Genomic DNA, 10,689 nt, shown 5'->3' on the forward strand with positions numbered 1-10,689 from the left:
TTGGGTACGAACGCGCTCTACTAATAAATCCCGACGTTGGTTAGCAGGAACTGCCTCTAATTCTGTCTTAAAATCAAGATTTGTTTCCCTGACAGTAGTATTTACAGTAGTATTTGGCGCAACATCTTCATAGAAAGGTGGCAGACTGTGGAATTGCCGTAGCCACTTCTGCCAATCCACTGACATTACACCTACTTGTGCTAGATCTTGTTGAAGCAGTTGTTCCAGTGCAAACAATCCCTGCTTCGGAGCTACGTTTGCTAGTCCCCAAGCAGCTATTCGCCCCTGATGGTCAGTACTCAGTTTTGCCCCCATTCCTATCTCACCCCAAGGTCCCCAATTAACGGTTAAAGCAGGTAATCCCAAGGCTTGACGATGAGCTGCTATGGAATCGAGAAAGGCATTAGCTGCCCCATAGCTCCCTAGACCGTGAGAACCTAATAAGGAGGAAATGGAGGAGAAACAGACAAAGAAATCCAAAGGCTGGTTTTGGGTAAGAGCATGTAGATTCCACGTTCCCTGCACTTTGGCAACCAGAACTTGGGCAAAGCGCTGCCAATCTTGCTGCGACAGTCCGCTGAACTCAACAACTCCAGCGCAGTGAACTATACCCCCTAGAGGAAACGAGGATTGCTCTATCTTAGTTAGTAACTCGGTAACTTGCCCTGCATTAGAGACATCTGCTTGGGCTACTACCACCCGAGCGCCTAAGTTTTCTAGCTTTCTTAACTTATGCTCGATCGCTGGTTTAGGACTACTTCGTCCTACTAGCACCAGGTTTTTTGCCCCTTGTTCTACCATCCACTGGGCTACCAGTAAACCTAAATCTCCTAAGCCACCAGTAATTAGATAGCTGCGATCGTTGTCAAACACCAGAGGCTTGTTTGTTTCAACAACAGGGGAGCGAGATACTAGCCTAGCTACATAACGAGCTTGGTTGCGAAATGCTACTTGGTCTTCTTTATCCTCTGACTGAATTTCTGCCCATAGGGTTTGTATCTCATCCACTGCTGGGTTAGGGTCTAAATCCACCAGGACGGAATTGAATTCTGGGTATTCTAAACCAATAACTTTTCCCATGCCCCATAAGGGAGATTGAGCCACTCCAGGTACAGCAGGATTTGCTCCCACTGCTTGCGCTCCTCGGGTAGCAAACCACAAACGAGGAGGTTTACCATCTTGCTTCAGGAGAGTTTGGATTAGATATAAAGTACTGCCACAGCTAATCCTTGAGGCTAACTCTAGGTCAAGGGAGGAATCTAAGCTCCATAGATGTACTACCCCATCAATGTTGGAGATTTTCTCCCAGAGCTGCTGATAGTGTTGAGGGTTAGCAGGGTCTATCCTGAACTTGTGCTCAGCTATCTGTTCGTACTCCTTACCAGGGAAGACAACTGTACATCCCTGGTCTTGGGACTGGAGTAGGGCAACTAACTGCTGGCCAACTCCTTGAGCATCAGTAAATATCAGCCAGTTCTTCGGCTTGAGTAGTGCAGAACTCTGACGCTCTTTGATACGCCACTCTACCTGATAAAGGCAATTCTCTAGAGACTTCTCGGGGGTTTTGGTCAATGCTTCGTGGTGGCTTGTTTTACCGTTACCGTTACCATTACCATTACCATTACTATTCGGGTGAGTAAGTACTCCCTGGCGATACCAATCCGGAGCTTCTATCCAATAGTGCTGTCGCTGGAAGGGATAAGTGGGTAGTTGTTCCCGACAGCGCCCATAGTCAATATCAAAACCAAACCAATCTACCGATATTCCCTGGACATAGAGTTGACCCAAACTGGTCAGGAGCTGTTGCCAATCATCTTGTTGAGGACGCAAACTAGGCAGCCACAATCCCTGATGTTCCGGTAAACAGTCCTGACCCATTCCCAAGAGGATTGGTTTGGGACCAATCTCTAGCAATACTTCCACACCCTGCTGTTCCAAACTATTCATACTAGCAGCAAATTGGACTGGCTGGAGAATATGACGACACCAATAACCTGGGGTTGCTATCTCTTCCGTTGCTACTTTACCAGTAACATTGGAAATCAACTTAATCTGTGGTGAAGAAAAGCTGATTTGTCGGGCCACTTGCTCAAACTCTTCCAGCATTGGCTCCATCAATGGTGAGTGGAAAGCATGGGAAACCGTTAACTTTTTGGTCTTGATGCCATCAGCTTCCAAAGTGGTAATAACTGCATTAATCGCTTCTCGCTTTCCAGAAATGACTATACTTAATGGCCCATTAATCGCAGCAATAGAAACATCTTTTTCATAGGGTTTAATGGCTGCGATCGCTTGTTCTAATGAAGCCAATAAAGATACCATCTCCCCATCTTGAGGTAAAGCCTGCATAAGCCTTCCCCGTTGGGCAATCAGTTTCAGGCCATCTTCTAGACTAAACACTCCAGCCACACAAGCAGCGACATATTCCCCGACACTATGACCCATCACTACATCAGGTTCTATGCCCCAAGATTTCCACAACTGGAACAGGGCATATTCGATGGCAAATAAAGCCGGTTGGGTATAAGCCGTCTGATTCAGTGACCAGTTATCAGTGGCTAGTGACTGGTCAGAGTCGGGATAAAGTACTTCTAGTAAAGATTGGTCTAGATAAGAGTGCAGGATTTCGTCGCAGCGATCTAGGGCTTCTCGGAAAGTCGGTTGGGTTTCGTAGAGTTGACGACCCATACCCACATACTGGGAACCTTGCCCAGTAAACAGAAAAGCGATCGCGTTTGGTTTTTGCTGACTATTTACTACACCAACCATCGGTGGTGGGAAAGCTGCCAATTGTTCCTGTAGCTGCTGTTTAGATTCAGCCACAACCGCTAAACGATGGTTAAAGTCTTTGCGTCCTGTATTAGCTGTAAAACAAATATCACCCAACTCTGCATCTTGATCACCATCAAGATAATTCACATAACGCTCTGCCAACTCTCGTAAAGCCTGATCTGTTTTCGCCGATAGTGTCAAAACATGCCACGGGCGCTCATTTTTTAATTTTGCATTTTTAATTTTGAATTGTTCCGGTGCTTCTTCCAAAACCACATGGGCATTGGTTCCTCCCATACCAAAAGAACTCACTCCAGCCCGGCGGGGAGTTCCATTTCTTTCCCATTCAGAAAGTTTTGTATTAACGTAGAAAGGGCTATTTTCAAAATCAATGTTGGGATTAGCTTGTTTAAAGTGGAGCGTTGGCGGTATTTGCTTGTGTTTTAAGGCCAATACTGTTTTAATCAGTCCGGCAATTCCTGCTGCTTCAATCAAATGTCCAATGTTAGTTTTTACTGAGCCAATGGCACAAAAGGGCCGAGACCCCGCGCCGCCGTTAGCGAAGCTCTCCGCCTCAGCGGAGTAAGGCGCAAGGGAACCCTCGGCAAGACCGCCTTTTTTATCACTACTCTTGGCAAATGCTTGGCTTAGGGCTCCTATTTCAATCGGGTCTCCCAAAGCTGTTCCTGTGCCGTGGGTTTCTACATAAGTAACCGTACTAGCATCGACCTCAGCTTCTGCCATAGCCGATGATATTACCTCTAGTTGACCTTCCACGCTGGGAGCTGTATAGCCCACCTTCAAGGCTCCATCATTATTAACTGCAGAACCTTTAATCACTGCTTGGATATTATCCCCATCTTCAATGGCTTTGCTGAGTAATTTGAGGATAACAATGCCAACTCCACTCCCAAACACAGTTCCCTTCGCTTCAGCATCAAAAGCTCGGCAGTGACCATCGGGAGAAAAAATCATATCCTCTTGATAGAGATAGCCCGTCTTCTGGGGAACTGTAACCGCAACACCTCCTGCCAAAGCTATGTCACATTCGCCGCTTTGCAGACTTTGGCAAGCCATATGTACTGCCACTAGGGAAGTAGAACAAGCGGTTTGTACATTAACGCTCGGCCCAGTTAAATTCAACTTGTAAGAAACCCTTGTGGGCAGAAAATCCTTACCATTAGCTAACCTTACCTGAAGATCTAAGGCTGAACCTAAAAAGGTGCGTTGGGGGGAAAAACTGCGGTTAGGATGAACATTGTTGATTAAGTAAGTATTCATGCCAGAACCAGCATAAACCCCTACTGATCCGGAATAGGTTTGAGGATTGTAGCCAGACGTTTCTAGAGCTTCCCAAGCGCATTCTAAGAAAATTCGCTGTTGGGGATCCATAATTTCTGCTTCCTTGGCGCTGTAGCCAAAGAAAGAAGCATCAAACTCCTCAACACCAGGTAAAACGGCTCCCGCCTTGACGTAGTTAGGATCGTTGAATAAGGTGGTGTCCTCTAATTCCAATTCCTGCTCACCAAAAAAGGAAATGGATTCGATACCATCTCGCAGATTTTGCCAAAATTCATCAATATTCTTAGCACCTGGGAAACGACCAGACATGCCAATGATGGCTATTTCCGTTCCAGTAATGGTACGCCTTTTCTTTTGTTTACGGTCACTCAGACCTAGTTCTTCTTTTTGTACCTTACTTAAATTTTGAGCCAAACGCTGTATGGTTGGGTATTGAAACAGCTTGACAATGGATAGTTGGGAGCCAAACGTTCCTGTTAATTTGTTATAAACCTGGGTCAGGAGTAAAGAATTACCACCTAGTTCAAAGAAATTATCCTTAATCCCCACTACCTCTAACTGCAGAACTTCCTGCCATACCTTAGCTATAACTTGCTCTGTTTCTGACTGGGGCATAACTAAAGCTGTTGCCAAATCGGGACGAGACCGGTCTGGGGCAGGAAGTGCCCGGCGATTTACCTTGCCATTGGGGGTCAGAGGCATTTCCTCTAGGGTCACAAAGCCAGCCGGAACCATATAGTCCGGTAGATTTTTGTGCAAATAACGGCGTAATTCTGGTTCCAATTGGCTGGCTACTTGTCCTTGTAAGGGATTATTAGCATAGGCTGTCCAGGGCAGATGACCAGATGACTTCATGGGGAAGTTGGGTGCAAATGTGCCTTTTTGAAATAGGACATCGTAGCAACCCTTAGTTTGGGAGTCAGACCAGTTAATAGCAATGGTATAAGGCAGTTGATCGCTTAATTCCCACCAATCCTCTGGTTCTATGGGATCAACCTTTAACTGTTGGAGCTTTTCCCTTAGTTGACCTACTGTGGCAGTTTCTCCATTGTGCAGCAGTTCCAGAAGCTCAATTTCTTCAGACAAACGGCCATTAGGTACTCCTTTAATACCTAGGACCTCTGGCTCCTCTGCCACCAGTAGTTCCTGGATAAAACTAAATTGGTTATCATTACCATTACCTTTAGCCTCTTCCCAGTTTAACCAGCTCGGCTCTGCTGTAGGAGAAATATCTTTACCGACATGAAGAATCGCATCATAGCGGAATTTGCTCATTTCATTCTGGTAACGCCCCCGCCTGAGCTGTATTTGGACGTCACTAATTTGGGGAAGATGTGCCCCCAAGGCGGTGAAAAAGCCCGGGTCGATGGCCATTTGCCCCTCTTGGACTATGGCTTTGCGCACTCGCTGCAGCAATTGCTTTTTGGTCAAGGAGGTGGGAGCTTGTTGGAGTTGCACAGAGGCATGGAAAGCTTCTAACAAGGGCAAACTACGTACATCTCCGATGAAAATGCTTCCCCCAGGTTTTAGCAACTTCGCTGCGATTTCGATAACCTCTACTAGGTAATCTATACCGGGGAAAAGTTGCACCACTGAGTTAATGATTAAGGTGTCAAATGCTCCTGCCTCAATTTCCTCAAACGCTTTGTCAGCATAACCCTGGCGCAGCTCTACATGAGACCAACTGCCCTCCAATTTATCCATCTGTTCCTGGATATAGCGCAGGGCTTGGGGAGCAATATCTACACCGCAGTAAGAGGAACAGTGGGGAGCAACACGAAATAACAACATCCCAGTACCGCAACCAATTTCTAGTACGCGGTTGGGTTTACAGGAGAGAATCCTCTCAACTGTCCCCTCTACCCATTCGCGCATGTGGGCGGCTGGGATAGGCGCACCGGTATAGCTGTCGTTCCAACCACTGATGTTGAAGGTGGGATCGGCTTCAGTTGCTTCTTGGCTATAAGCCAGGTTCCACAACTCTTGCCATTGCTCTTGGATAGCTTGGGCTTCGCTTTCGTCTTTCTCTTCACTACCTTGGTAGTTGGGATTGGGAACAATATAAGCTACCAGGCGTTTATCCCCTCCTGAAACACCATTGCCTTGGTTTTCCTGGGCAACAACGACACTTTGATTTACCCCAGCATGTCGGTTCAGCACTGATTCGATTTCTCCAAGTTCAATGCGGAAGCCGCGAACTTTTACTTGATGATCGATACGACCGAGAAACTCGATCTTGCCATCGGGCAAGTAACGGGCTAAATCTCCAGTTTTGTAGAGGCGTTCTGATTTTGATTGATCAAAGGGATTGGTAATAAATTTTTCTTTGGTTAAATCTGGACGATTACGATAACCTCTAGCCAGCCCGGCTCCACCAATGTGTAGTTCGCCAGCGACTCCAATGGGGACTGGCTGCAGATGGGCATCGAGGATATAGATTTGCGTATTGGCAATGGGTTGGCCGATTGATTCTGGAGCATCTAATCCTGGTTGGGATTGCCTGCCTTTAGCTACTTCATGGACAGTTGACCAGATAGTGGCTTCTGTCGGACCGTACATATTCCACAGGGAAGCTTTCCTCGAGAGGAGCTGATCCGCCAGTTCTGAGGGTAACGCTTCGCCACCACAAAGGATTTTTAACCCTGGGATACCTTCCCAACCGGATGCTAAAAGCAAATACCAGGTGGCTGGAGTGGCTTGCATCACCGTAGCGTCACTATCTTTGATCAGTTTCCCCAACAACTGCCCGGAAGAAGCTACTTCACGGCTGACCAAAACGATCTTGGCTCCAACACTAAGGGGCAGGTAAAGTTCTAGTCCGGCAATATCAAAGGATATGGTGGTAACTGCTACCAGAGTATCCTGTGACCTTAATCCAGGCCGTTGGGCCATCGAAGTTAAAAAGTTGACTACGGATTGATGAGGAATTTGCACTCCCTTAGGTTTGCCTGTGGAACCAGAGGTGTAGATCGTATAAGCTAAGTTTTCCGGCTTTACGCCACTATCGGTGTTTCCCTGGCTTTGTTGAGAAATTAGTTCCCAATCAGTATCTAAGCAAACTATTGTTAATTTTTCTTTGTCGGCAACTAATGACTCTTGATTGGTAACTAAGGACGAATGAGTCAATAATACTGGTGCTTGGGCATCTTCTAACATATAGGCCAAGCGCTCTTGGGGATAGGCTGGATCTAAGGGCACATAAGCCCCACCTGCTTTAAGGATTGCCAATAGTCCCACCAGCATTAAATGCGTTCGCGAAGCGGCTCTGAAGGAGCTTCGCTCTACACAAATACCCACTAATACTTCTGGCCCTACACCCAGTTCTTGCAAATAGTGGGCCAGTTGATTGGCTCGTTGGTTAAGTTCTCGGTAACTTAGTTGTTCTTGTTCAAATACTACAGCTACTGCATCTGGGGTGCGTTCAGCTTGCTCTTCAAACAACTGATGGATACACTTGTCCTGGGGATAGTCTGCTGAGGTATCGTTCCACTCCACCAGCAGTTGCTGCCGTTCGGCTTCAGTTAATAGGGGCAAGGTAGAAATTGACTGCTCCGGATTGGCCATCATTCCCTCTAGCAAGGAAAGCCAATGCCCCAACATTCGCCTAATTGAGTCGGATTTAAATAACTCCCTGTTGTACTCCCACCTAATGGTTAATTTTCCTTCTGTTTCTTTAGCTACCACCACTAGATCGCACTGGCTGGTGTAGGCTGAGATTTCTTTGAGTTCTGCTTCACTAATTCCTGTCTGTGACAGAGGGAATGGTTGATCGCACCACACCAACATCACTTGAAAAATCGGGGCTTTTGCTAATTCTTCTGCTAATTCTTGATTGCTGTTAATCCCCTTGAGGAGTTCTTCAAATGGGTAATCTCGATATAAGGCAGCTTCTTCAACTGTTTGGCTAACCCGCTTTAATAGTTCTTTCCCACTGATATCACTGCTTTCATCACTGCTTAGATCTGTGCGCAAGGCAATCGGATTAATCCTAACTCCACCCTTGTGTTCCCCTTGCTGGGAGGTCTTCAACCCCCTGGTTTCTTTTACACTAGTTGCCACAGACCCGATGATGATATCTTCGATGCCCGTATAACGGAGCCACATTATTTTCAAGGCGGTCAGGAGTACCGTAAATGGGCTGACCTTGAAGCGATCGCTTAGGGTTTTTAGGTCTTGGTAAAACTCTCTATCCAGCTTGGTGACTTCTGTTGCTACCTTTACCGATGACACCGATAAACGTGGATAATCTATTGGGATTTCTAACACTGCTAAACCCCCTGAGAGCCTTTGCTGCCAGTAGGTTCTTTGTTCGGTTAGATTGATTTTTGGTTCAATCGTTGTCCCTGTAACCATTACACAATCCCAAGTTTTTCAAACACTAGATACCTTAAACGATAATCAGAGATAAATCAAGGGTGAGCTGCTGAAAACTACTCTCAACTCCTTAACTGATAGTAGGGCTGTGACATTGCTCGTCCAAGATAGATGGGGAGATGGGGCGATTGTTATTAAGGGGAATTATCGGGACATGATATTACTCATTAGGTTGAAGCCAAACCGGGAATAGTTTCTAGTTTAGCTGGCTGTTTGGTCGATAATTAGTTATAATTAAAAACTTTTACTTTTTCCCTTTGACCCTGTTATCAACGGTGAACAGGAATTTTGGGATGCTCTGTAGGAGCTGCGAAGCGAAGGCTAATTTCTGGTCAATAAATCTGTCCTAATCGTTTCTAAGAGGGGTAAAACAGTGCTGCTCGGATAGTATAGCACTACGCATTAAGGTGTTTGACATTGATAAAAGCTGACAAAGTGCGACCCGTGGCGAATTAAATTCTTAATGCGGAAAGCGCACCTAAGCTAATGCACGTCAACTTTTGCCTCTTGCCTGTTGCCTCTTGCCTTGCGCGTAGCGCTATACCGACCGATAACTTTGACCTTCGCGCAAGCCTGTGCGCCTTAGCTCACCTTAAACTTTACCCCAGTAATAAGGGAGAGAGGGCTTATTGCCATCAACCCTGCCAAGGATTATCCCACAGTCAATCAATTCCCTTGTTTCGAACTTACTAGACGAGTTAAACTATTAAAGTTCCTGTTCTACCGTAAGCTATTAGATAAAATCCGAGTATGATACATGCTGGTGTAAGTGAATTAAAACAAGCTTTTCATAAGCATCTTGCAGCTCATACCTCTGTTACTGGTTCTTCTTCCTATCTTTTGCTGTTTTATGCTGCGGAATGTGGACTCAAGAGTATTTGCTTGAGAAGAAACAACTTACGAACCACAAAATCCTTTCAAGATCCGATAAAAAACCATGGTCATAACTTAGATAGCTGGTGTAAAGAGCTGAGAATTTCTGCTAGTCAACTTACTGTTAAAACCCAAACTAAAAATAAGTCAACTCCTTCCTTTCGTATTGCCTGTGATGATTCTATTCAAGATATCGGAAAAGCTCATCAAGTTTGGCGATATGGCATTACCATAAAGAAAGAAGATGAAGAACACGTAATCGAGTGGCTCCATCAGCTTTGTAATTGGATTAAAGAGAATATATAACGATGATTCCATCAGATATTCGACTGTACACCTGGGTAGATGTAGAAGAAGTATTGTTGCGATCGCAAGAGCAAGAGCAATGGCCAAAAGACTTAGTTTGGGCTAGAGGGTATTGGGATGAATTAGTTCTCGGTATTCGTCCTGGTACTCAAAGCTCAATCAAAACATGGCTTCAGGAAGTCTACGAACCTCGATTCCAAGATAATGGCCAACAGGGTAATGATTGTATTATCCTCGAAAGTGCCGAGGGCAATCAGCGCACCTTACCGATTATTTTAGAAGAAACAGAGGAAGAACCCCCAACTCCTAAACTTATCCCCAATCTAGCTAGACCTACTGTTATTTGGCAACGAACTGAGAAGCTTCAAGCACCGGATATCTTCCCAGATGATTTACCTCCAGTGCTTGCCTTTCATTCTTTTAAAGGTGGTGTGGGTCGAACGACTCATGCTCTGGCCCTAGCACAAGCTTTAATCAACGCCAAGCAAAAAGTTCTTTTGATTGATGGCGATTTAGAGGCTCCTGGAATTAGTTGGTTATTAGAATCTAGGCTGCCTTATCCTCCTATTTGTTTCGCCGATATTATTGCCTTAATTCATGGAGACCCTTCTCCAGACGCAGAGCAAACCATTGACTTAGCAACCCAAAAACTTCAAAATGCTTTAGTAGACGGAATCTATATATTACCTTCCTTTCGTGTTAATAGCCGATTGACTGGTTTAGCCATTAAGCCAGAACATCTAATTAAAGGCCATAAAAATCCTTTTATATTGACAGATAGTTTAGCTCGTCTCGGCAAAGCCTTAGGAGTAAATGTTGTTTTAGTAGATTTGCGAGCAGGACTCTCGGAATTAGCAGCAGGATTAATTTTAGATCCGCGAGTCTATCGGATCTTTGTCTCTACGTTAAGCGGACAATCTATCAGCGGAACTGGGAGGCTTTTAGAATTAATTGCTAAACTAGCACCCTCGACACGAGATAAAGACCCTTACCCTGCTTTTATTTTGACTAAAGTTCCTCAAGATGAAACAGCTGAAAATTTAATTATCGAATCAGAACAAA

Annotated in this window: 3 protein-coding genes; 2 read left to right on the top strand and 1 reads right to left on the bottom strand. The window is 45.3% G+C overall.

Features of this window, described 5'->3' with window-relative positions; translation table 11 throughout:
- Nucleotides 1-8,427, bottom strand: an 8,427-nt coding sequence (locus F6K38_RS28300) for a non-ribosomal peptide synthetase/type I polyketide synthase (protein ID WP_287358386.1), incomplete at its 3' end; no start/stop codon positions are given.
- A gap of 771 nt (nucleotides 8,428-9,198) precedes the next feature.
- Between F6K38_RS28300 and F6K38_RS28305 the strand changes: the two genes are divergently transcribed.
- Both F6K38_RS28305 and F6K38_RS28310 read left to right on the top strand, forming a co-directional pair.
- Nucleotides 9,199-9,627 (top strand): hypothetical protein, encoded by a 429-nt coding sequence (locus F6K38_RS28305; RefSeq protein WP_008180740.1) that lies wholly within the window; start codon nucleotides 9,199-9,201, stop codon nucleotides 9,625-9,627.
- Nucleotides 9,628-9,629: 2 nt separating this feature from the next.
- The coding region (locus F6K38_RS28310) for a KGGVGR-motif variant AAA ATPase (protein ID WP_287358388.1) at nucleotides 9,630-10,689 on the top strand (1,060 nt) is incomplete at its 3' end.

Origin of the sequence: Moorena sp. SIO3B2, assembly GCF_010692525.1 — a bacterium.
Taxonomy (GTDB): domain Bacteria; phylum Cyanobacteriota; class Cyanobacteriia; order Cyanobacteriales; family Coleofasciculaceae; genus Moorena; species Moorena producens.

Coding starts and splice junctions, on each gene's coding strand:
- F6K38_RS28305 (WP_008180740.1), top strand. CDS start 9,199: ATGATACATGCTGGTGTAAGTGAATTAAAACAAGCTTTTCATAAGCAT.